The sequence below is a fragment of the Halomonas sp. BN3-1 genome (assembly GCF_003056325.1).
In the GTDB taxonomy this organism is placed as follows: domain Bacteria; phylum Pseudomonadota; class Gammaproteobacteria; order Pseudomonadales; family Halomonadaceae; genus Halomonas; species Halomonas litopenaei.
On sequence record NZ_PYVV01000020.1, the window covers coordinates 14,944 to 36,108 of the forward strand.

Annotated in this window: 19 protein-coding genes and 1 pseudogene; 14 read left to right on the forward strand and 6 right to left on the reverse strand. The window is 62.9% G+C overall.

Annotation, left to right across the window (positions count from 1 at the left end):
- The first annotated feature begins 29 nt into the window (after window positions 1-29).
- The 3 genes and pseudogenes from C9F12_RS20825 (at window position 30) to C9F12_RS20835 (ending at window position 4,808) form a co-directional block, all read left to right on the forward strand.
- Window positions 30-2,429, forward strand: a pseudogene (locus C9F12_RS20825) (heavy metal translocating P-type ATPase).
- Between the two features lie 38 nt (window positions 2,430-2,467).
- Complete coding sequence (locus C9F12_RS20830) at window positions 2,468-4,120, forward strand: multicopper oxidase domain-containing protein (protein ID WP_035470148.1); 1,653 nt, start codon at window positions 2,468-2,470, stop codon at window positions 4,118-4,120.
- Window positions 4,121-4,187: 67 nt separating this feature from the next.
- Window positions 4,188-4,808: a class I SAM-dependent methyltransferase gene (locus C9F12_RS20835; protein ID WP_045991692.1), complete on the forward strand. Its 621-nt coding sequence runs from the start codon at window positions 4,188-4,190 to the stop codon at window positions 4,806-4,808.
- Here the strand turns inward: C9F12_RS20835 and C9F12_RS20840 are convergent, their stop codons facing one another.
- The gene (locus tag C9F12_RS20840) at window positions 4,809-5,030 is read right to left on the reverse strand and encodes a hypothetical protein (RefSeq protein ID WP_108131996.1); all 222 of its coding nucleotides are present in this window, start codon (window positions 5,028-5,030) and stop codon (window positions 4,809-4,811) included.
- 193 nt (window positions 5,031-5,223) lie between these two features.
- Entirely contained in the window at window positions 5,224-6,120 is an 897-nt protein-coding gene (locus tag C9F12_RS20845) for a cation transporter (RefSeq protein WP_045991694.1), read from the reverse strand.
- 97 nt (window positions 6,121-6,217) lie between these two features.
- Here C9F12_RS20845 and cadR point away from each other — a divergent pair, with 97 nt between their 5' ends.
- The gene (gene cadR / locus C9F12_RS20850; protein ID WP_045991695.1) at window positions 6,218-6,625 is read left to right on the forward strand and encodes a Cd(II)/Pb(II)-responsive transcriptional regulator; all 408 of its coding nucleotides are present in this window, start codon (window positions 6,218-6,220) and stop codon (window positions 6,623-6,625) included.
- 279 nt (window positions 6,626-6,904) lie between these two features.
- Here cadR and C9F12_RS20855 read toward each other — a convergent pair whose 3' ends face one another.
- Window positions 6,905-8,287 (reverse strand): DegQ family serine endoprotease, encoded by a 1,383-nt coding sequence (locus tag C9F12_RS20855; protein ID WP_045993875.1) that lies wholly within the window; start codon window positions 8,285-8,287, stop codon window positions 6,905-6,907.
- Window positions 8,288-8,493: 206 nt separating this feature from the next.
- On the opposite strand from C9F12_RS20855, the gene C9F12_RS20860 reads away from it, so the two are divergent.
- From C9F12_RS20860 to C9F12_RS20870, 3 genes are all read left to right on the forward strand, one after another.
- Complete coding sequence (locus tag C9F12_RS20860) at window positions 8,494-9,408, forward strand: cation diffusion facilitator family transporter (RefSeq protein WP_045993874.1); 915 nt, start codon at window positions 8,494-8,496, stop codon at window positions 9,406-9,408.
- Between the two features lie 139 nt (window positions 9,409-9,547).
- The gene (locus C9F12_RS20865) at window positions 9,548-10,186 is read left to right on the forward strand and encodes a thioredoxin domain-containing protein (RefSeq protein ID WP_231498567.1); all 639 of its coding nucleotides are present in this window, start codon (window positions 9,548-9,550) and stop codon (window positions 10,184-10,186) included.
- Window positions 10,183-11,406, forward strand: coding sequence for a M23 family metallopeptidase (locus C9F12_RS20870; RefSeq protein ID WP_197037084.1), 1,224 nt, complete (start codon window positions 10,183-10,185; stop codon window positions 11,404-11,406). The genes C9F12_RS20865 and C9F12_RS20870 overlap by 4 nt, the downstream gene beginning before the upstream one ends.
- Window positions 11,407-11,712: 306 nt before the next feature.
- Here C9F12_RS20870 and C9F12_RS20875 read toward each other — a convergent pair whose 3' ends face one another.
- Window positions 11,713-12,171, reverse strand: a complete 459-nt coding sequence (locus C9F12_RS20875; RefSeq protein WP_035470166.1) for a helix-turn-helix domain-containing protein — start codon at window positions 12,169-12,171, stop codon at window positions 11,713-11,715.
- 89 nt (window positions 12,172-12,260) lie between these two features.
- Here C9F12_RS20875 and C9F12_RS20880 point away from each other — a divergent pair, with 89 nt between their 5' ends.
- The 7 genes from C9F12_RS20880 to C9F12_RS20910 all read left to right on the forward strand — a co-directional run bounded on the left by C9F12_RS20880 (window position 12,261) and on the right by C9F12_RS20910 (window position 19,681).
- Window positions 12,261-14,459 (forward strand): heavy metal translocating P-type ATPase, encoded by a 2,199-nt coding sequence (locus C9F12_RS20880; protein WP_035470168.1) that lies wholly within the window; start codon window positions 12,261-12,263, stop codon window positions 14,457-14,459.
- Window positions 14,456-14,959 carry a signal peptidase II gene (lspA, locus tag C9F12_RS20885; RefSeq protein WP_035470171.1) on the forward strand — a complete coding sequence of 168 codons (504 nt, stop codon included), beginning with the start codon at window positions 14,456-14,458 and terminating at the stop codon, window positions 14,957-14,959. The genes C9F12_RS20880 and lspA overlap by 4 nt, the downstream gene beginning before the upstream one ends.
- Window positions 14,960-14,993: 34 nt before the next feature.
- The gene (gene lnt / locus C9F12_RS20890; protein ID WP_108450082.1) at window positions 14,994-16,466 is read left to right on the forward strand and encodes an apolipoprotein N-acyltransferase; all 1,473 of its coding nucleotides are present in this window, start codon (window positions 14,994-14,996) and stop codon (window positions 16,464-16,466) included.
- A 29-nt stretch (window positions 16,467-16,495) separates the two neighbouring features.
- The gene (locus C9F12_RS20895) at window positions 16,496-17,563 is read left to right on the forward strand and encodes a L,D-transpeptidase family protein (RefSeq protein ID WP_045993870.1); all 1,068 of its coding nucleotides are present in this window, start codon (window positions 16,496-16,498) and stop codon (window positions 17,561-17,563) included.
- A gap of 313 nt (window positions 17,564-17,876) precedes the next feature.
- Window positions 17,877-18,650: a cytochrome c oxidase assembly protein gene (locus C9F12_RS20900; protein ID WP_071211138.1), complete on the forward strand. Its 774-nt coding sequence runs from the start codon at window positions 17,877-17,879 to the stop codon at window positions 18,648-18,650.
- The gene (locus C9F12_RS20905) at window positions 18,628-19,092 is read left to right on the forward strand and encodes a copper chaperone PCu(A)C (protein ID WP_035470183.1); all 465 of its coding nucleotides are present in this window, start codon (window positions 18,628-18,630) and stop codon (window positions 19,090-19,092) included. The genes C9F12_RS20900 and C9F12_RS20905 overlap by 23 nt, the downstream gene beginning before the upstream one ends.
- Window positions 19,093-19,117: 25 nt before the next feature.
- Window positions 19,118-19,681 (forward strand): SCO family protein, encoded by a 564-nt coding sequence (locus C9F12_RS20910; RefSeq protein WP_240184316.1) that lies wholly within the window; start codon window positions 19,118-19,120, stop codon window positions 19,679-19,681.
- Between the two features lie 173 nt (window positions 19,682-19,854).
- On the opposite strand, the gene C9F12_RS20915 is transcribed toward C9F12_RS20910, so the two are convergent.
- Window positions 19,855-20,820, reverse strand: a complete 966-nt coding sequence (locus tag C9F12_RS20915; RefSeq protein WP_108450083.1) for an arsenic resistance protein — start codon at window positions 20,818-20,820, stop codon at window positions 19,855-19,857.
- Between the two features lie 126 nt (window positions 20,821-20,946).
- Window positions 20,947-21,159 (reverse strand): rhodanese-like domain-containing protein, encoded by a 213-nt coding sequence (locus tag C9F12_RS20920; RefSeq protein WP_052704443.1) that lies wholly within the window; start codon window positions 21,157-21,159, stop codon window positions 20,947-20,949.
- Window positions 21,160-21,165 lie beyond the last annotated feature (6 nt).

Consider the following 21,165-nt stretch of genomic DNA (forward strand, 5'->3'; position numbering starts at 1 on the left):
GAAACCTTTTGTACAATGGAGGGTTCTTCATGGAAAAAGACCCCGTTTGTGGCATGAGCGTCGATCCCGCCTCGACGGAGAGCGTCGAGCATCGCGGTGAGCGTTACTATTTCTGTAGCAAGCAGTGCGCCGAGCACTTTCGCGAGGATCCAGGCGCCGTGCTTGCCGCCACCTCGGCGGCTGCGTCGAAGCCCAGTGGCAAGGCCAATTATTTCTGCCCCATGTGTTCTGGCGTAGAGAGCGAGGAGCCGGGGGAGTGTCCCAAGTGCGGCATGGCGCTGGAACCCGTCAAGCCGCAACCGTCGTCGAGGGTCCAGTATACCTGCCCCATGCATCCGGAGGTGCGGCAGGATGAGCCCGGCGACTGCCCCAAGTGTGGCATGGCACTCGAGCTCACCCGCGTTTCCGGAGAGGAACGCAGCTTCGAGTTTCTCGAGATGTTCCGACGCTTCTGGGTGGGCGGCCTGCTGACGCTGCCGGTGTTGTTCGTCGCCATGGGCAGCGTGCTGCCCGGTATCGGCCCTTGGGTGGATGAGGTGCTGCCCGCCGGCAGTGGTCACTGGATCGAACTGATCTTTGCCACGCCCGTGGTGCTATGGGCCGGATGGCCATTCTTCCTGCGTGGCTGGAAGTCCCTCGTCACACGCAACCTCAGCATGTTCACGCTGATCGCCCTCGGTGTGGGGGCGGCCTATGGCTACAGTGTCGTCGCCACGCTCGCCCCTGGGATATTCCCGGCCACTTTCCGTGACGCCGATGGCTCGGTCGGCGTGTATTTCGAGGCGGCGGCGGTGATCGTCGTGCTGATCCTGCTCGGTCAAGTGATCGAGGCCCGCGCCCGCGAGAAGACCGGCAGTGCGCTGCGCGCGATCCTCGATCTCGCGCCGCCGACCGCACGACGCATCGATGCCGAGGGCAATGACGAGGAGGTCTCGCTCGACGAGCTGTGTACCGGTGACCGTCTACGGGTACGCCCCGGTGACAAGGTGCCGGTCGATGGCGAGGTGCTCGAAGGCCACAGCACGCTGGACGAGTCGATGGTGACCGGGGAGTCCCTTCCCGTCGAGAAGCGCGAGGGCGACACGGTCATCGGCGGCACCGTGAGTGGTCAGGGCAGCTTCGTCATGCGCGCCGACAAGGTCGGCGAGGACACGGTGCTTTCGCAGATCGCGGAAATGGTGGCCGAAGCGCAGCGTTCGCAGCCGCCCGTTCAGCGGCTTGCCGATGTGGTCGCCGGCTATTTCGTCCCCGCGGTGGTTATCGTGGCGATCCTGGCATTTATTGCCTGAGGGATCTGGGGGCCACCGCCGGCGATGGCCTACGCGGTGATCGCCGCGGTATCGGTGCTGATCATCGCGTGTCCCTGTGCGCTCGGCTTGGCGACGCCGATGTCGATCCAGGTTGGGGTCGGTCGCGGGGCCCGGGCGGGCGTGTTGATCAAGAATGCCGAGGCACTGGAACGTTTCGAGAAAGTCGACACCCTGGTCGTCGACAAGACCGGCACCCTCACAGAGGGTAAACCCCGGGTCGTATCCCTCAAGCCCGTTTCCGGCAGTGATGAAGCGCAGTTGCTGCAACTTGCCGGCAGCCTCGAGCGAGGCAGCGAACATCCGTTGGCCGAGGCCATTGTCAGTGCTGCGCAAGAGCATCATGTCGAGCTGAGCGATGCCAGCGATTTCGAGGCGGTGACCGGCATGGGGGTCACCGGTCGGGTCGAAGGACGCGAGCTTGCGCTTGGCAATGCCCGGCTGCTCGAAACACGTGGTGTGGAGGCGCGGGAATGGACGCAGCGTGCCGAGACGCTGCAAGCCGAAGGGCAAACCGTGATGTTCCTGGTGGCCGATGATCAGGTCATGGGACTCATCGGTGTCGCGGACCCGATCAAGGAAACCACCGCACAGGCGATCCGGACGCTCAAAGAGGATGGCCTGCGCCTGGTTATGCTCACCGGCGACAACCGTACCACCGCCGAAGCCGTGGCGCGCCAACTTGGTATCGACTAAATTGAAGCGGACGTACTGCCGGAAGATAAAGGGCGTATCGTGCGCGAGCATCGCGAGGCCGGGCGCGTGGTCGCCATGGCCGGCGACGGCGTCAATGACGCCCCCGCCCTGGCCGAGGCTGACCTCGGTATCGCCATGGGCACGGGGACCGATGTCGCCATCCAGAGCGCGGGGGTGACTCTGGTGAGAGGGGATCTCTCCGGCATTGTTCGCTCCCGGCATCTCAGTCGCCGGGTGATGCGCAATATCCGCCAGAACCTGTTTTTCGCCTTCGTCTACAACAGCCTGGGGGTGCCTCTGGCCGCCGGGGCGCTGTTTCCGTTCACCGGCTGGCTGCTCAGTCCCATCTACGCCGCCGCCGCGATGAGCCTGAGCTCGGTCTCGGTCATCGCCAACGCACTGCGGCTACGCGCCGCCAAGCTATGAGCCGGGGCCGCCGACAACCATAGAGGAGGGGGAGCATCATGGCTTATGTCGACCTGCAGCGACGTAGCGTATTGCGCCGCATCGGCGGTGTGGCGGCGTTGTCGACCCTGGTGGGGGCCGGGGTATGGACCGGGAGATATCGCCCCGCTCTGCGGGCGGCGTCCGCGTCAACGGCCATGGAGGGGCCCTTCGACGTCGACCTGCGTGTGCGAGCCCGTCCCGACAAGGTGGCTATCCTGCCCGGTGCGCCGAGCGACGTCTGGCGCTACACGGCCGAGCGAATCGTCGGGCCTGAAGATACCCTGACGCCCGTGGGTGAGAGTTATACGGGGCCATTGATTCGCCTGCGTCGTGGTCAGCGCTTGCGGGTACGCATCGACAACGATCTCCCCGAAGACACCACCGTGCATTGGCATGGTCTGCACGTACCACCGGACGTGGATGGTCAACCGCGCCTGCCGATCGCGCCAGCGACGAGCATGGCGGTCGCCTTCGATGTCGTGGATCGTGCCGGTCTGTACTGGTACCACCCCCATCCTCACGGCCCCGATGGTGGCCGGGTTGGCTTTCAGAGTTACGCCGGCCTTGCCGGTCCACTGATCATCAACGACGACGCCGAGCGTGCCTTGGAGCTCCCCGACGGAGAGCGGGAACTGGTCCTCATCCTGCAGGATCGCACCTTTAGCAATGGCAATGAGCTTCAGTACATCGACGATGGTGGCATGGGGGCGATGATGACCCGCATGCAGGGCTTTCGCGGGGAGCGGGTACTGGTGAACGGCCACCCGGACGCGCGACGCGAGGTGTCCACGCAGCCATATCGATTGCGCCTGCTCAACGGCTCCAACTCGCGCATCTACAAGCTGGCCTGGAGCGATGGCCGGGCGGTGACCGTCATCGGCACCGACGGTGGCCTGCTCGCCAAGCCCGAGCGGCGCCGCTCGGTCACACTGGCGCCGGCCCAACGGATCGATCTGTGGGTCGATTTTGGCGACACCGAGCCGGGAGAGTCCGTACAGCTGGTGAGCGAGGAGTACCAACTCGGCATGATGGGCGAGCGAATGGGCGACATGATGGACCGGGGCATGATGGGCGATCGAATGGGCGGCATGATGGATCGAGGGATGATGGGTGATCGAATGGGCGAGATGATGGATCGAGGCATGATGCGCGACATGATGGGAAGCGAGCGGCTCTCGCTAGTTACCTTCGCCGTCGTCGCACGGGCGAACGATGCGGAAACCCTGCCGGAACGCTTGGCTCAAGACCTGCCGGCCTCCCCGGTTCAGGCCGATACGCCAGTACGCCGCTTCGAGCTGGGCATGCGCATGATGCAGGGGTTCACGATCAACGGCCGGCAGATGGAGGGCGCGACGGTGGCAGATGACGAGATCGTCCGGCTGGCGCAGACGGAGATCTGGGAGTTCGTCAACAACACCATGATGCCGCACCCCATGCACGTTCATGGACTGCAATTCCTGGTTCAGGAGCGGATATCGGCGGGCGGCAAGACGGACCTGCACGATGGGATCATCGACGCGGGATTGCATGACACGGTGCTGGTGTTCCCGGAGGAACGGGTGCGCATCGCTCTGACCTTCAAGGACTTCGAGGGGTTCTACATGTACCACTGCCACACCATGGAGCATGAGGATGCCGGTATGATGCGCTACTTCAAGGTGGTGGCATAACGAACCGGTCTGGTTTCGATCACACCGTATTTCGATCACCTGGCAACCACACGGGATGACGATACAGATGTCCTTCTACGAGAATCGTGTTCTGCCGCATTTCCTCCACCTGGCGTGTGGCAACACGGTGGTCGATCGTCAGCGGGCGGCCGTGGTGCCGCAAGCCCGGGGCCGTGTTCTGGAGGTGGGTATGGGGTCCGGGCTCAATATTCCCCACTACGATCCGGACCGGGTCGAGCTGGTCTGGGGGCTCGAGCCTTCCGAAGGCATGCGACGCAAGGCCCGCCACAACGTCGCCAGCGCACAGTTCGAGGTGCGCTGGCTGGACCTGCCGGGCGAGGAGGTCCCTCTCGACGACAACAGTGTCGATACCGTAGTGCTCACCTACACCCTGTGCACGATTCCGGACTGGCACCGGGCGTTGGAGCAGATGCGTCGCGTGCTCAAGCCGGGTGGCCAACTGCTGTTCTGCGAACACGGCACGGCGCCCGACGAAGCCGTACGCCAGTGGCAGCGCCGTATCAATCCCCTGTGGCGCAGAGTGGCGGGGGGCTGCCATCTCAACCGCGACATACCCGAGCTTATCGGGCACGCAGGCTTCGGTATCCAGCGGATGGAGACGGGCTATCTTTCGAAGGTCCCGAGGTTCGCTGGCTTCAATTTCTGGGGGGCTGCTGTTCCCCGCTGATCAAGCTCGCGTGTAATGAGGCGATTCCCCGAACAACTGGCCATCCACTTCGATGGCGGTGCCATCCACGAACACTGGCACATAGCTCAGGGTCTTGACCTGATAGTCCAGGATCGGCGGCGCCAAGTGCCTTGCCCAGTAGCGAGCGATGCTCTGGAGCGCGTCGAGGTGGACCGTCCCCATGCGTACCAGGTATTTGCCGAGGCGGCCTCTCGCCGGCACGGTCTCGATGCCCAGCAGCTTCGCCGTGACCGGATCCTGACGAAAGGCGTCCAGATCGGACGCGCGCCATTGCCCGTGGCGAGGGAGGCCACCAGGCTCCAGAGTGTCTTCGCAACACTGGCGTCGTGCTTGAGGTGACTTTGCTAGGTGAACTGGCTCAGCAGGCCACTGAATAGCTATTAATAGACATTATTTAACCCTTGAGCGCCAGAATGCGCCTGGCACCGTTGAGCACAATGACCCCCGCGATGGTGCCGATAATCAGATCCGGATAATTGGTTCCGGTCCACGCGACCAAGGCGCCGGCGGTGATGACCCCCAGGTTGATCACCACGTCATTGGCCGAGAATATCCAGCTTGCCTTCATGTGCGCCCCGCCCTCTCGATGTTTGGATATCAGCAGCAGACAACTGGTATTGGCAATCAATGCGACGAATGCGATAGCCATCATCATCAGCGATTCAGGCTCGCTACCGAATACAAAGCGCCTGACCACCTCTGCGAGTACGCCAACCGCCAGAATCAGTTGGAGCACACCTGCAAGATGCGCGGCACGCACCTGCATTTTTACGCTATGCCCAACCGCATACAGGGCGAGCCCGTACACGGCCGCATCGGCAAAATTGTCTAGGGATTCTCCAATCAGGCCGGTGGAGTGCGCGATCAGGCCGGCCGTCATTTCCACCACGAACAGGACCGCATTGATACCGAGCAACCAACGCAGGGTGCCGGACTCCTGCGCGGCAGAGGCCGACGTGTCACCGACCGCCTTGATCGACTCAGGATCGGCAGCGGCCGTTTCCTGAAGCGAGGCTCCTAGCCCCAAGGTTGTCAGTTTTGCGGTGATGGGCTCGACCTCGCCGTCATGCACGACCTCTAATCGGCGGTTCGACAAGTCGAAGGACAGCACCCGAATCTCCTCAAAGCCGTTCAGGGCAAGGCGAATCATTCGCTCTTCCGATGGACAGTCCATCTTCGGCACGGCATAAACGCTGACCCATTTCCCCGATGCTTCGGAGGAGCGACGCATATCGGTATCCGCTATGGGCGTCGCATCGCCGTCACAGGGGGCTCCACAGGTTTTGCTCATGATACGACTCCACTTGAATATTATCGGGCTATCATTTAAAACCATATAGTCACTATAAGGTCAACAGAGCGGAGAGAATCCGTTGAGGAGGAGCTTGGTGCGTATTGGTCAGTTGGCAGAGTTGGTAGGGGTCGATACACAGACGATCCGCTTCTATGAACGACAGGGCCTGTTACCGTCGCCTGAACGGCAGGAGAACGGTTACCGTGTCTATACCGAGGAACATGGTGAGCGGCTGGCTTTCATTTGTCGCTGCAGAATCCTGGACCTGTCGCTAGCAGAGATTCACGAGCTACAGAGGTATCAGGACGACCCTCACCAACCTTGTGCCGCCGTGAACGCTTTGCTCGATGATCACATCTCTCACGTGCGCTCGCAGATAACCGCTCTACAGGCGCTTGAGAAACAACTCGTTTCACTGAGAGCGAGTTGCAACGATGGCCGGGAAGTTGAGGCGTGTGGGGTTCTTGCTGGAATTAGCGAGGGAAGCATGCACCAACAGTAGGTTGACGCATCAACCATTAAATCCGGATACCCCCCCAGCCGTGCATTAGGGCTTGTCTGAAAAGTGCCTACGCTCGGTAATACGGCGTTAAAAATCGGATCAACATGCTCATTTACACCCCGTAAGCTGCGCTGTCTCACCGATTTTTGCCTTGTCTAACCTTCGCTCGCCGACTTTTCGGACAGAGCCTAGAATGTACGAGAGTCTGAAGAAACGCCCCAGCGATCCTGTTCGCCAGGGCGCCGCTGTGCTGATGTATTGAACGCTACTCAGTCGCGGTTAGTCACCATTGCCCACTCGCAGGGCCACGAAGTAGGTGCGGCCTTCGCGGTTGAGCAGAACAGGCACCGCTTGATCATCTGGCAGGCGGGTCAGCATCTCCTTCAGCTGTTCCGGACTCTCTACCGGCTGCTGGCCCAGTCTGACCAGCACATCGCCGGGGCGAATGCCGACGGCAGCGGCATGTCCGGCGGGGGCCACCTTGACGATGCGCACCCCGTGATCGATGCCAAGCCGACGCTTCTCCATGTCGTTCAACGGCTGAACCGCGATGCCCAGTCGAACCGGGTCGCCATCGGATTGACCGGGGCCGGCATCCGGCCACTCGCCAACTTCCACCGTGATGGTCTCCTGCTGACCATCGCGCAACACGGAGAGATCAACGTCTTCGCCGGGGGCCGTCTCACCGATCAGGCGCGGCAGCGTGGTGGAGTGGTCCACTTCCTGGCCGTTCACCTCAAGGATGACATCACCGGCCTTGAGGCCGCCTTCTGTCCCAGGGCTGCCGGGCTCGACCTGGGCAATCAAGGCACCCTCGGCCTGCTCCATGCCGAAGGACTCCGCCAGGTCCTTGGATACCGGCTGGATGCTGACGCCCAGCCAGCCGCGGCTCACGTACCCCTCTTCACGGAGCTGGTTGGCCACATCCAGTGCCACATCAATGGGAATGGCGAAGGAGAGGCCCATGTAGCCTCCACTACGGGTCAGGATCTGGGAATTAATGCCCACGACCTCACCGTCGAGGTTAAACAGTGGTCCGCCCGAGTTGCCCGGGTTGATCGCCACATCGGTCTGGATGAAGGGAACGTAGACGTCTTGGGGCAGGGTGCGGTTGATGGCACTGATGATCCCGGACGTCACCGAGTGGTCGAAGCCGAAGGGTGAGCCTATGGCGGCGACCCACTGGCCGACCTGGAGGTTGTCGGAGTTGCCCAGTTGCAGGGTGGGTAGGTTATCCGCCTCGACCTTGAGGACCGCCACATCGGTCTTCTCGTCGGCCCCCACCAGCTCGGCCGAGAGTTCGCGACGGTCGTTGAGGCGCACCAGAATCTTGTCGGCCTCCTTGACCACGTGCGCGTTGGTCATGATGTAGCCGTCTTGATCGAAGATGAAGCCCGACCCCAGTGACCGACGCGGCTCTTCATTGCGATTGGGCGCACCGCCAGGTGGCATCGGGAAGCGGTCGTCGAAGAAGTCACGGAAGATCTCCGGCACCTCCTGCCCCCCAAATTGCCGTGAGGACGTCATGGACCTCTCGACCTTGCGGGAGGTGGAGATGTTGACCACGGCCGGCGCGGCCTCGTCGACCAGTTCCGTGAAGTCCGGCAGCTGTGGCTCGGCGAGGGCTGGCGTTGCCACCATCAGCAGTAAAGCTAAGCTCATCAGCCAGGCGTGCGAGTAAGGCTTGGGTATCACAATGGGCTCCTTCCGGGGGCATGGAACATGGTAGCCAACTTGGTACAGTGCCCACTATGCAAAGTTCCGTACTCCTAACCCCGGCTCGGCCTTCAACAGAGTTCGGGCTTGAAGCTTGAGTTGCTATAGGTTTTATACTGCTGGGTCATCAGGTGACACCACAAGGATGACGCATGGGACATCATCACGATCATCCCCATCTTGCCCCCACCTCTGGTGACCGTCGGGTGAGTATCGCCATCTGGGCCAACGGGATATTGACCCTTGCCCAGATCGTTGGGGGCATTCTGGCGGGAAGCCTCTCGCTGATCGCGGATGCGCTGCACAATTTTTCCGACATGGCTGCGCTTGTCATTGCGTTTGCTGCCCGCAAGATCGCGAGACGACCGCCCGACTCACAGATGACGTTTGGCTATGGCCGAATCGAGGTTGTCGCAGCGCTGATCAACTACACCACCCTCATTATCGTTGGCATTTATCTAATTTACGAAGGCTTCATGCGCATGATCGACCCGCCAGAGATTCAGGGCTGGATAGTCGTTATCATTGGCATTGTCGCTCTTCTTGTCGATGCGCTAACGGCCTTGCTCACCTGGTCGATGCAAAAACATAGCGTCAATATCCGCGCCCTCTTCCTGCACAACCTGTCTGATGCCTTTGCGTCCATCGCCGTGATCATCGGGGGCTCACTGATTCTGCTGTATGACATGCGTTGGGTAGACCCCGCGATTACGATCGGTATTGCACTCTATATTCTCTATCTTGCCTTTACGGAGATAGGTACCCCTATCCGGACACTGATGCTGGGCTCGCCACCCGATGTCGATGGTCAATCCGTCATTGATCTCCTGCGCAGCGTCGAAGGGGTTGAGGATGTGCATCATGTTCACCTATGGCAAATGCAGGAGAATACCGCCGCGCTTGACTGCCACGTGGTGACGACGGAAGCCGGCTGGCAGCAGCTCGAGGCGATCAAGGCGGATATCAAAGCTCAGCTGAAAGCGCGCTTTGGCATTGGCCACTCCAGCTTGGAATTCGAGCATATTGATTATGCACATCAGGATGCCAACCTTTATGGGCATGGATAACACGCCACTATTCGCCGACTTAGGCACCCAACAGCGGCTGAGCTCCACTCAGCAGTATCCTGAGCTTTTTTAAACCTAACTCTTTGAAGTTGAGAGAAAAATGTACAAAAAGGCGACGTTTATCCTGGCCGGAGCGTTGATGCTGACGGCCATCATCGTGATCGTGTCGAGGCCCTCGTTGTTGGGCATGGGCGCCGAGACGGCGAGCCGAGAGGGTGCACAGGCCGAGAATTCGCTGGTGCGCGCGCACTCGCCGGTCCTAGGATCGGAAGAGGCACCGGTGACGGTCGTGGAGTTCTTCGACCCGGCCTGTGAGGCCTGCCGTGCCTTCTATCCGCTGACCAAACGCATCCTGGAAGCCTACCCCGAGAAGGTGCGGCTGGTGGTGCGCTACACCCCCTTCCACGGAGACGTATCCGAAACCGCCATTCGCGTGCTCGAAGTGGCCAGGCGCCAGGATGCCTTCCAACCGGTGCTGGAGGCGCTGCTGGCTCGGCAGAGCCAGTGGGCGGCTCATGGCAGTGTCGATGAGGAAGCGATCATGGAGATCGCCAGCGAGGCCGGACTGAACAGAGCCACAGCCGAAGAGCAGCTCAATTCACCAGAGGTACAGGCGGTCTTCGACCAGGACAAGGCTGACGTCGAGGCCAACCAGATCAGCAAGACGCCGACCTTCTTCGTCAATGGCGAGCTGTTGGACCCCTTCGGCATGCAGGAGCTGGTCGACGCCGTTAACCGTGAGGTAGCCGAGGTCTCCGGCGAAGGGGATGCATCATGACACGACGCTGGTTGCTAGCGGGACTGATGGTCCTGAGCCCCGTGTTGGCTGAAGCCCGTTGGCAAGAGCGTGCCGGATTATCACCGGCCAAGCCGGTATCGGCCAGGGCACAAGGTCGCGTCGCCCAAGAGCTCACTGTGGCACCAGGGGATACCCTGGACGCACTGCTGCAGCAGCTTGGCGTGGATGCCGAGATGCGCACCCAAGCGGCGACCTCGCTGGCGAACAGGTTCGACCCGAGACGATTGCTGCCCGGAGATCGTATCACTTTCACCTCTATGGCGACGGGACAGCCGGTGTCGGTGGCCATCGAGCGTGACTCGGGTATTCAGTACGTCGTCACCCTGGGTGAGCGTCCGTCGACGCGCATTGTCCAGCCTCGCCTCGACACCCTGACCTTGGGTCGTGAAGTAGATGTCAAGACGTCACTCTATGCCGCCTTGGAGGCTGAGGAGATACCCAGGCGTTTCGCAGCAGAGCTTGACATGCTGCTGGGCGGACTCATGGACACACGCCGTGATATCGCGGGGGGCGAGCGCCTGCAATTACTGTGGGAAGAAGATCGCCGTGAGGATGGCACTCGAGTCGGGCCTCCCCGTCTGACCTATATGAGGTTGGTTGACCAGGGGGAGCGGCTGGAGGTGCTGTGGCCGGCGGACCAGAGAACCACCGTGATGCTATTTAAAAATGGTAGCCTCTTGGACTCCTTGCAGATTCCGGTTCTCGGCGCACGCCTGACATCTCCCTTCGGCAACCGGCGCCATCCCGTATCCGGAGAGGTCCGACGTCATGACGGTATCGATCTTGCCGCGCCTCGCGGCACCCCGGTCATGGCCACCGCACGGGGGCGCATTTCCTTCATCGGTCGCCGGGGAGGTTATGGTCGTGTCGTCGAGATAGAGCACGAGACGGGCACCATCAGTCGCTATACGCACCTCAGCCGGTTCGTCGCCAGGCTGGCGGTCGGGGACTCCATCAAGGCCGGCGAAAAACTGGGTGAGGTAGGGGCCTCCGGACTCGCCACGGGGCCCAACCTGCACTACGAGGTGAGAGTGGATGACCGCCCCGTGGATCCTCTCGAGGAAGGGCAACTCATCCTTCTGAGTGAGTCACCCACACGCCAGGAGTATCGCAGCGCACTTTTCGAGGCTCGGACACGTCTGCAAAAAAACATTGGAACGTCCGCTGCTCCCGATCTGGCCGCATTGGACAATCGATAAGCCACCAGGCGGGCTTGCGATGCAACCCGCCTCGGTGGGCACGATCTGCCTATCGTCATGAGACCCTACCGCCTCAGCGGCAATCGCTTCACCCGGGAAGGGGTTATGGAAGGTATCTCGACAGTCACGCTGGGTTTTTAGGCAGCCTCACCGCCGGCGTGATGGTGTATGTCATTGGCCATGAGATCACTCCCGAGACCATCGCAGCGGTCACCAGAACAAGGCGACCCTGGGAGTCTCAATGGAGCATGGTGATCATGCTGCTCCTGAATGTCTCAACTAGGGCACGCTGGGACGCGCAGGAGGTTACCCAAAGTCGTGAGCGCCTTTGTGGGCTGTCTCACTGATACACAGCTGGTGATCACTCAGCACCTCGATGATCCGGCAGCTTTCGACTTTCCCCCCATCACACTGGCTCACCATCCGCCTGAGCTCGTCACGCAGTGCCGAGAGCCGCTGCAGACGTGACTCCACTTCCTCCAGGTGATGCTTGGCAACGGCATCGACCTCCTGACAGGACATGTCGGGCTGGTCGGACATCGCCAGTAGCTCACGTACCGCATCCACCGAGAAGCCGAAGTCCCGGGCATGGCGAATGAAGGTCAGCCGTCTGACGGCGCGCTCGTCGTAGCGACGCTGACCCCCTTCAGTCCGTAAGGTGTTTTCAAGCAGCTCGATGCGCTCATAGTAACGCACCGTTTCAGGCTGGCAGCCGGTACGGCGAGCCAACTCCCCGATACCGATGGCATGGCTAATCTCCGGCATCCTGATGCTCCTCTTGCATGACTTGAACCTGTAGTTGCTACAGGGATTATGCTTCCGGACAAGATTAAGACATTCGGAGAGGCAGCGCCATGACCGAACCAACGCAAGGCACCATCCCGTCGACGCTGACACTGCAGGTGGAAGGCATGGACTGCGGCGGCTGCGAGCGCAAGGTAGAGGCCGCTCTGGGCCGCCTGGAGGGCATCGGGGAGGTGTCGGCCAGTTCGGTCACCGGATCGGTGAGGATTCACCCTCAACAGGATACGACGCCTTCTCATGAGGCGATCGAGCGGATCCTTAACGAGCTCGGCTACCAGCTTGCCACCGATGATGAGGGAGATGAGGCGGATGCCGCTCCGGCCTCTTGGTGGCAGACCGCCAAGGGACGCTTGGTGCTCGTCACGGGGGGGCTGCTGGCTCTGGCCTTCGTTCTCCGCCTGGTCTGGCCTAGCCTAGGCAACTGGCCCTTCGTCGCGGCCACCCTGGTGGGGTTGGTGCCCATTGCACAAGGCGCCTGGGGTGCGCTGAAGATGCGCAACCCCTTCACCATCGAGATGCTGATGAGCATCGCCGCCTTGGGGGCCCTGGCCATCAATGCCGCCGCCGAAGCGGCGGTGGTGGTCTTCCTGTTCGCCGTAGGCGAGTTGCTGGAGGGGGTGGCCGCGTCGAGGGCGCGACGCAGCATCTCGGCCCTGGCGGACCTGACGCCGTCCACGGCGAGGCTGATGGAGGATGGGGATACCCGTGAGGTCTCGGCCGCCTCGCTCACGCCTGGGCAGCGAGTCCTGGTGCGACCGGGCGACCGCGTGCCCTGCGATGGACGTATTCTGACCGGCGAATCCGACCTGGATGAGTCACCGATCAACGGGGAGTCGGTGCCCCGCACGCGGGCGCCGGGGGACGACGTCTTTGCCGGCACGGTCAACCTCGATGCCGCCCTGGAGGTGGAGGTAACCCGCGGCGCCGAGGACAACACCATCGCACGGGTCATCCGCCTGGTGGAGGAGGCCCAGGCCGCCAAGGCGCCGGTGGCACGTTTCATCGACCGCTTCGCTCGCTACTACATGCCGGCGGTGGTGGGGCTCGCCCTGCTGATGGCGGTGGTGCCGCCGCTGGTCTCGACCATGGCCTGGTCGGAATCGATCTATCGCGCCCTGGCCCTGCTGTTGATCGCCTGTCCCTGTGCTCTGGTGATCTCAACCCCCGCGGCGATCGCTGCCGGCCTCTCGGCGGGCGCCCGGCGGGGCCTGCTGATCAAGGGCGGCGCGGTGCTCGAACAGCTGGGTAAGCTGCGGACGGTGGCGCTGGACAAGACCGGCACCCTCACCGCCGGCACCCCCAAGGTCACCGACGTGGAGGACTGGGCCACTGGCCAGGGCACGCAAGAGATCCTGAGGCTGGCGGCTGGGATGGAACGTGACTCCAGCCACCCCATCGCCACGGCCATCCTCGCCCACGCTGAGCAGTTGGGCCTTTCCCTTCCACTGGCGAGTGAGAGCCGCGCCCTGTCGGGCCGAGGGGTCTCCGGTCGGGTCGAGGGGCGTGAGTTGAGCCTGATCACCCCCCGCCACCTGGCAGAGCAGGCCGCCCTCGATCACGATCTGACCGCTCGGATCGCCGAGCTGGAACACGCCGGCAAGACTCTCGCCGTGCTGGTCGAAGGCGAGCGCCCGCTGGGCCTGATCGCCGTGCGCGATGAACCTCGCGACGATGCCCGGGAGGGGCTGACGGCGCTGTCGCGCCTGGGCGTGCAGGCGGTGATGCTCAGCGGTGACAATGCGCGTACCGTCGCGGCCATCGGTGACAGCCTGGGCATCGAGGCACATGGCGAGCTGATGCCCGAGGAAAAGGCCCAGCGCGTTCGTGACTGGCAGGCCGCCGGCCGAGGCCCAGTCGGCAAGGTGGGCGACGGTATCAACGATGCGCCGGCGCTGGCCGCGGCAGAGGTGGGCATCGCCATGGGCGGCGGCACGGATGTGGCACTGGAAACCGCGGATGCGGCGCTGCTCAAGAACCGCGTCGGCGGCATCGCCGAGCTGATCGCCCTGTCCCGGGCCACGCTGCGCAACGTCAAGACCAACGTCGCCCTGGCGCTGGGCCTGAAGGCCATCTTCCTGGTGACCACGGCGCTGGGCATCACCGGCATGTGGATCGCGGTGATGGCGGATACCGGCGCCACCGTGCTGGTGACCCTGAACGCCATGCGGCTGCTGGGCTATCGCTTCTCGCCAGGCAATAATGCCACGACTGGCTCGGCAAGCCCGCGCTACCAGGAAGCCACGTCATGAGGACAGAGCGGATACCGACAGTGCCGCGCCGCTGGTACTGGTTGGCATTGGCCGTTATGGTCGGCCTGGCCGACCAGGCCATCAAGGGGCTGGTGCAGGCGCTGATGCCGTATGGCCAGACCATCCCGCTAGCCCCGTTCTTCAATTGGGGCCACTGGTGGAACACGGGAGCGGCCTTCAGCTTCCTCGCCGATGCAGGCGGCTGGCAGCGCTATCTCTTCTTGGGCCTGACGGGGATGGTGACTATTGTCCTGACGATCCTGCTGTGCAGGCCCAGGCCCCGTCTGGAGGCGCTGGGGTACAGCTTGATGCTGGGTGGCGCGCTGGGCAATGGCATCGACCGCCTGGTACGAGGGTATGTCGTAGACTACCTGGACGTCTACTGGCATGAGTGGCACTGGCCCGCCTTCAACCTGGCGGATATCGCCCTGTTCCTGGGTGTCATCGCCTTTGCGATTGCGGCCTTACGTGAGCGTCCCTCCCCCAGAGCGTCTGAGTAACGGCATGGATGCAGAGAACCTGCCAGTCCGGTACATGACGCTTGCCGGCCGGATCTCTCCGGCCCTCGGCTGTTTCCTGGCCCTGACCGCCGGGGGACTGACCACTCTCAGCGCCGCGCCCTTTGCGCTGTGGTGGCTGGGCCCGGTGGCGGTGGCACTGGTCTATTCCGGCATCCATGTCCTGACACCCGCTCAGGCCGGCCTCCGCGGCTGGTGCTATGGGGTGGGCCTGTTCGGCTCCGGTGCCTCCTGGGTCTTCGTCGCGATCCACGACTACGGCTATACGGGGGCGCCCCTGGCGCTCTTCCTCACCGGCCTGTTCGTGGCCAGCCTGGCGCTGTTCTTCGCCGTCCCCTTCTGGCTCTATCGCCGCGTCACGGGCCCACGCCTGGCCTTCCTCAGCTTCGCCGGCATCTGGGTACTCAGCGAGTGGCTGCGCACCTGGCTGTTTACCGGGTTTCCCTGGCTGCTGCTGGGCACGTCCCAGGTAGACTCGCCGCTGGCGGCCTGGGCCCCGGTGGGCGGGGTCTATCTGCTGTCGCTGATCACCGCCCTGACCGGCACCCTGGGCGTGGAACTGCTGAGACGACGCTGGTGGGCCGCGGCGCCCATCGCTGTTCTCTGGCTAGCCCCGATGGCCTTGCCGACCCAGTGGACCCTCCCGGCCGGCGAGCCGCTGCGGGTCGCCCTGCTGCAGGGCAACCTGGATCAGGCGATCAAGTGGACTCCCGAGGGGCAGCGCGAGGCGGCCAGTATCTATACGGCGTTGACCCTTGCACAGTCCAACGACTTCGACCTGGTTGTCTGGCCCGAGGCGGCCCTGCCGATGCTCGAGGAGGAGGCCCGGCCAATACTGGAGCGGGTGCAGTCCAACCTCGCCCCCGACACCGCCTTGCTCACCGGCATCCTGCAGCGCGACGGCGGCGACTACTACAACGGCGTGATCGGCCTGGGTAACGCCGAGGGAAAGTACCGTAAGGCGCGCCTGGTGCCCTTCGGCGAGTACCTGCCGTTGGAGAGCCTGCTCGCCGGCACCATCGCCTTCTTCGACCTGCCCATGCCCACCATGACGCCTGGCACCGACGATCAGGAACCGCTGCGCGCCGCCGGAACCACCATCGGTAACGCCATCTGCTACGAGATCATCTATGCCGACCGGGTGGCCGAGCAGGCGCGCGACGCCGAGCTGCTGCTGACGGTCTCCAACGACACCTGGTTCGGACGCTCCATCGGCCCCCTGCAGCATCTGCAGATGGCCCGCCTGCGCGCCCTGGAGAACGGCCGCTATCTGATCCGCGCCACCAGCAACGGGGTGACCGCCATCGTCGATACTCAGGGCCGTGTCACGGCCCGCGCACCACAGTTCTTGGCGACGAGCCTCCGCGGCGAGGCGCTGCCCATGGTGGGGAACACACCGTTCACACGTACCGGTAGCTGGCCGACCTGGGTGTTGGCCGCCTTACTGGTGCTGCTTGGATGGAAACTCAACACACGTCGGTCTGGATGATAATAGTCCAGTCGAAAAGGGAGAGAATAATGGCTTTATCGGAACGTCACTCTAGTACAGCGAGGAAAGGTCCATGGTGGCAGCTCCGAGCACGCTCAGTGGTGGGGGTGCTGGTCGGTTGGCTGGCACTCATTAGCGTTGCTCAGGCCGAAGAGGAGAACGAGTGGCCCCGCGGCCACTATCCGCTGCCTGAGGAAGGCAATGTGATCGGCGACACCTACCGCATAACGGTGGATGATCGAGGAGATACCCTGCTCGATATCGCCAGGCGACACAACCTGGGGTACAGGGAGATCGTGCGCGCCAATCCGGATGTGAGTCTCTGGATTCCCGGCGAGGGTACCGAGGTGACCATACCCGGGCGCTTCATCCTGCCCGATGCTGAGCGCACCGGGATCGTCATCAACATCGCCGAGCTGCGCCTCTACTACTATCCGGAGGTTGACGATGGTGAAACGCCACGCGTTGAGACCTATCCCATCGGCATCGGTCGTGAAGGCTTCGGTACCCCCCTCGGTGTCACCGAAACCACCATGAATATCGAGAACCCTGCCTGGTACCCACCCGAGTCGGTCCAGCGTGAAGCCAGGGCACGCGGTGAGAAGGCGCCCAGCGTGGTGCCTCCGGGTCCGGATAATCCACTGGGGGATCATGCCATTATCCTGGGTTTCGACGGTTACTTGATTCATGGCACCAACCAGCCGGATGGTATCGGCATGCGTGCCAGCCGTGGCTGTATTCGCATGTTCCCTGAGGACATCGAGTCGATTTTCGACCGCGTGCCACCGAACACCCAGGTCCAAATCGTCAACCAACCCATCAAGATCGGCTGGGAGGAAGAGCAGCCGCTGGTTCAGGCATTCCCGCCGCTGGAAGAAGAAGGGCACAGCATGTCCGCGTTGGAAGACACCGTCACACGCCTCAACCAACGCGGTGTCGAGGGCTTGAGCTTCGATGATGGACAGCTTCGCGGCCTATTGGATGACCCCAGCGGTCGCATGGTGTCCCTGAACCCCAAGCCGGCGCCGGAACCGGATAGAAAGCACGACACTGGCTACAAGGGTATCTACGCAGAAATCGCGCTGCGTAGGCCATGACGACGACATGGCGAGTCTTGTCAGTCTCGTGAGCTGACTCGGTCGTGGCTTATCCAAGGTCTATCGCCCTCTGCATGGCCACTGGCGGTGCGTTGGGGCTCGGCCTTCCTCGCCTACCAGGCACCGAGGTGCGGGCTCTGGCTTTGCCTGCGTTTATAGGCCCACCTTGCCGCATGGTGCGGCGGGCTCCTAAGCTCACCATTGGCGTGCCGATTCTGGGGAGGGAAGGGCTATCGAGCTCGACGTCGCTCTGGGCTACCTGCTGCCGTGGGAGTTCTCACTGACCTGGTCGGCGAGCTGCCTGCTGGCCATCGTGCTCTACCTGCGAGGCCTGCGGCAGCGCAGACGGCGCGGCGAGGCCACCGGCGCGGGCCGAATCCTGGCCTACCTGCTGGGTGTCGCCACCATCTATGGCGTCACCCAGACTCATTACGACTACCTCGCCCAGTACATGTTCTTTACCCATCGGGCCCAGCACCTGGTGCTGCATCACGCCGGCCCCCTCCTGATCGCCCTGGCCGCCCCCTTGCCGGTACTGGCAGACGGCTTGCCGACTCGAATCAGACCCTTCCCCGGGTGGAGCCTGGCCGCGCGCCTGCTGCGTCCTGTTTATCGGACTCTGCAGCATCCACTGATCGCCCCCCTACTGTTCGTCGGGCTGATCTATTTCTGGCTGATTCCCGAGATCCACTTCGACGCCATGCTCAGCGCTGATCTCTATCAGGTGATGAACTGGAGCATGGCGCTGGATGGGTTGCTGTTCTGGTGGCTGATCCTGGATCGCCGCTCGCCGCAACAAGGCGGTCTCGGCTATGGCAAGCGTGTCGCCATCCTGTTGGCGGTGATCCCCCCGCAAATTCTCCTGGGCGCCTATATCACCTTCAGTCGCGACGTGATCTTCGATGTCTACGAGGTTTGCGGTCGCGCCTGGCCGCTGGATCCTCTGACTGACCAACTCCTCGGCGGCCTGCTGACCTGGATTCCCGCCTCGATGATGAGTGCCATTGGGGTTCTGATCATTCTCAGCTTTCTGTTCCGTGACGCCCGCAAGGAGGATGCCGCTGATGTCTCTCACGCCACACGCTAGTCTGCCGCGCCTGGCGAAACGCTGGTGCTGGGCCTTCCTGCTGCTGATCGCGACGCCCGGCACGGTGGCTGCTGCCGAACTGCAGGTCAGCGAGGCGCGTCTTCGGCTTCTGCCCGGGGACCTGCCCGCGGCAGGCTATTTCACCCTCACGAATACCAGTGAGAAGGGCGTCACCCTGACAGGAGCGGATAGCCCCGCTTTCGGCAATGTCACCATGCATCGCACTGTCAATCAGGATGGCATCACCAGTATGCAACCCGTCGCCCAATTAGAACTGGCAGCGGGGGAGCAGATCGAGTTCGCACCGGGGGGCTATCATCTCATGCTCATGAAACGGACTCGCCCCCTCGTTGTTAGTGACGACATCGAGGTGAACCTTCATTTCGCCGGCGAGCAGCGACAGCGTGTCACCTTCCGCGCCGTGGCGCCGACAGCACAGTAGGGGGAGCAGGATGCACCGATGGATCATGGCACTATTCGTGACCCTATGGCTTGCGGGCTGCAGCGAGCCGCCTTGGCAGACCAAGGATATCTCGGGGCTCATGCCTCCCCTGGCGTTCGAGCTTGTCGACGAGAACGGCAAAGACGTCAACGCCGATCAGTTCCTCGGCAAGAGCACACTGCTGTTCTTCGGCTTCACTCACTGCCCCGATGTCTGTCCCACCACCCTCGCGCGCCTCGACGCCGCCACCCAACGCATGGATGAGGCGGCGCGCGACGACATTCAGGTGCTCTTCGTCTCGGTCGACCCTCGTCGCGATGACGCCGAGACGTTGCGAGAGTACACGGATGCCTTCGGCCCCCAGTTCATCGGCCTCACGGGGGATAAAGCGGCCCTCGATGAACTGACACGCCGCTATCGGGTGACCTACGGGTATGGCGAAGAGGACAGCGAAGGCAACTATGATGTGTCGCACTCCAGCGCTGTTTTCGCCTTCAATGATCAGGGAGAGGCGCGCCTGCTGATCCGCGACAGCGATCCTATGGAGGCCGTGGTTGCCGACCTCGAAAGGCTTGCCAGCGGTGCCTGAGTAGTCACTGTCCATCGCCCCTATCTTCCGTAGAGGATCGGTACGGTTCAGGGGGCTGCCGAGGGGGGCTTGGCTAGGAGTACGGTGCAAGGTTCGTCGTTGCGCCTTGAGGCAGCCGAACACCACGTTCGATCACATTTTACTCCTGGAAATTGGATGGGGAGCTGCAAGGGCTATGTGTGAGAGGGCTCCGGGATCAACTTGCCTGGCACCCATCTCAGGTACACCACCATGCCGAACAGCTCGACCAGCGACTGGAAGACGATGACCACCACGGCGGCTTGCCAGGCATCGGGCAGCGTCAGGGCGATGGGTAGCACCACGAAGGAGTTGCGTGTGCCGAAGCTGAAGGTCAGAGTCCTGGCTGATGGCGCGGAGAGCCGGAAGAGCTTGCCGAGGGTCTTGCCCAGGATGGCGGCAAAGGCCAGGTAGGCGACGAAGATCGGCAGCACTTGCAGCAAGACCCCGCCGAGGCCGGCCACGGTCGTCACCTGGGAGGCCGCGATGACAAAGACCACCAGTGCCAGCAGGGGTACGGGCAGTAGGCCCAGGCCATGAACCCACCGTCTGGCATTGAGGTGACGCTCGGCCAGCCGCTCGGTCACCCAGGCCAGGGCCAAGGGGGTGAGAATCAATCCCGCGAAGGCGCTGAGGAGGTGGGTGCTGATCGCTGCCTGGAACCACTCCGCGCCCAGAAAGAGCCAGAGATAGACCGGTAAAGCCAGCAACTGCATGAGCAACAGCACCGGCGTGGCGGCAATGGCTCGGCCCGCATCGCCCTTGCCTAGGTGGGTGAAGCTGATGAACCAGTCGGTGCAGGGGACCAGCAGCACCAGTAGTACGCCGGCCTGCACGGCGGGCTTCAGAGGCAACATGGCCATCAGCCCACCTAGGACCATGGGAATCACCACGAAATTACCGAGCAGCAGCGCCGCCAGGAAGCGCCAACCCTTAAAGCCCTGGCCGATCCGCGTCAGCGGCACCTGGGTGAAGGTGGCATAGAGCAACCCACCAAGCAGCGGCCAGAGGAAGGCTTCGAGCCGGGCAGTCGCGTCTGGCTGGCGAAGCCCGATGGCCAGGCCCGCCAGGATAAAGAGTAGATAGATCCAGGATTGCTGCCGTTCCATCCAGTCGCGCACGGGCAAGCGTCCCTCTCAGTGTTCCAGTAACAACCCGTCGGCCTGCCAGGCCCGTTTACCGCCCACATAGTGGAAGACCGCCGTGTAGCCGAGGCGGGTCAGGCGCTCGGCGGCACGGCCGGCCCGCTAGCAGTCCTCGCTGGCGCAGTACACGACGATGGTCGCCTGCTTGTCGGGAAGCCGTCGGGGCGCCTCGTCCAGGATATCGTCGGAGACGATGTTGATGGCCCCCGGCAGGTGCCCCTTGGCGAAGGCAGCGGCCGGCAGGGTATCCACCAGGGCGACGTTCCGGTACCGCCGCTGCCAATCCCGCAGGGTCGCGGTATCGATCGTTGGCATGGCAGA

Bases quoted from the DNA above. Each gene is read 5' to 3' on its own strand.
- C9F12_RS20830 (WP_035470148.1), top strand. From the start codon at position 2,468: ATGGCTTATGTCGACCTGCAGCGACGTAGCGTATTGCGCCGCATCGGC.
- C9F12_RS20835 (WP_045991692.1), top strand. From the start codon at position 4,188: ATGTCCTTCTACGAGAATCGTGTTCTGCCGCATTTCCTCCACCTGGCG.
- C9F12_RS20845 (WP_045991694.1), bottom strand. From the start codon at position 6,120: ATGAGCAAAACCTGTGGAGCCCCCTGTGACGGCGATGCGACGCCCATA.
- C9F12_RS20855 (WP_045993875.1), bottom strand. From the start codon at position 8,287: ATGAGCTTAGCTTTACTGCTGATGGTGGCAACGCCAGCCCTCGCCGAG.
- C9F12_RS20860 (WP_045993874.1), top strand. From the start codon at position 8,494: ATGGGACATCATCACGATCATCCCCATCTTGCCCCCACCTCTGGTGAC.
- C9F12_RS20865 (WP_231498567.1), top strand. From the start codon at position 9,548: ATGCTGACGGCCATCATCGTGATCGTGTCGAGGCCCTCGTTGTTGGGC.
- C9F12_RS20870 (WP_197037084.1), top strand. From the start codon at position 10,183: ATGACACGACGCTGGTTGCTAGCGGGACTGATGGTCCTGAGCCCCGTG.
- C9F12_RS20875 (WP_035470166.1), bottom strand. From the start codon at position 12,171: ATGCCGGAGATTAGCCATGCCATCGGTATCGGGGAGTTGGCTCGCCGT.
- C9F12_RS20880 (WP_035470168.1), top strand. From the start codon at position 12,261: ATGACCGAACCAACGCAAGGCACCATCCCGTCGACGCTGACACTGCAG.
- lspA (WP_035470171.1), top strand. From the start codon at position 14,456: ATGAGGACAGAGCGGATACCGACAGTGCCGCGCCGCTGGTACTGGTTG.
- lnt (WP_108450082.1), top strand. From the start codon at position 14,994: ATGACGCTTGCCGGCCGGATCTCTCCGGCCCTCGGCTGTTTCCTGGCC.
- C9F12_RS20895 (WP_045993870.1), top strand. From the start codon at position 16,496: ATGGCTTTATCGGAACGTCACTCTAGTACAGCGAGGAAAGGTCCATGG.
- C9F12_RS20905 (WP_035470183.1), top strand. From the start codon at position 18,628: ATGTCTCTCACGCCACACGCTAGTCTGCCGCGCCTGGCGAAACGCTGG.
- C9F12_RS20910 (WP_240184316.1), top strand. From the start codon at position 19,118: ATGGCACTATTCGTGACCCTATGGCTTGCGGGCTGCAGCGAGCCGCCT.
- C9F12_RS20920 (WP_052704443.1), bottom strand. From the start codon at position 21,159: ATGCCAACGATCGATACCGCGACCCTGCGGGATTGGCAGCGGCGGTAC.